Source organism: Pseudomonas sp. EA_5y_Pfl2_R50, assembly GCF_963970475.1.
Taxonomy (GTDB): Bacteria; Pseudomonadota; Gammaproteobacteria; order Pseudomonadales; family Pseudomonadaceae; genus Aquipseudomonas.
The window spans coordinates 1-594 of record NZ_CAXAPT010000078.1 but is presented as its reverse complement, the minus strand read 5'-3'; the positions used below and the strand labels follow the sequence as shown (position 1 = coordinate 594).

At 56.2% G+C, this 594-nt stretch carries 1 protein-coding gene; it reads right to left on the bottom strand.

Annotated features, from left to right (window positions below):
* Window positions 1-31: 31 nt before the first annotated feature.
* Window positions 32-594 (bottom strand): group II intron reverse transcriptase/maturase (locus AACY19_RS26785; RefSeq protein WP_339454503.1); only part of this gene is annotated, 563 nt, incomplete at its 5' end.

Below are 594 nucleotides of genomic sequence, written 5' to 3'. Positions count from 1 at the left end.
TGACCCCCCCGCCGAACCGTACGTGCAGCTTTCACTGCATACGGCTCTCCGCTGCGATAATACCATTCATGTTCCGGGTATCGGACAAGCGTCCACGGTGTAGGTCAACATGACACAGGTCGCACAGGACTCTCGTCCTGCGTGACCGCGCAGCCTTCATCTCCGCAGCGAAACCACGTTGTGCAATATCGGCCAACCCTTCGACGTGATGAACCTGACACGGACGGTCCGTCCGCCCGCACGCCGAGCATTGCTTGGCGTTCTGACGATCGACCCAATCCGTCCGTGAATGGGAATAGATTTGAGTCCGCGGTGGGATATCCACCTTGGCCTTATCTACCCACCCACGGTCCAAATACATCAGCTTCCAGACCTTAACCGACCGAGGCTGGCCGTCGACCAAATAGTCGACGCGATATTCCTGCCCCGACCTCATACGGGCGGCAACAGCACGTACGCTACTCTTCTGCTTGCTGGCCATGGTTTTGAACATACTCCAGCGTTGGATGAACTCTAGCCTGTTGAGCTTTTGCTTCACGTCCCTCGCCAAGGCGTAATAATTCGCAAACCCCCGTAGTTCGGCATTATATGCAA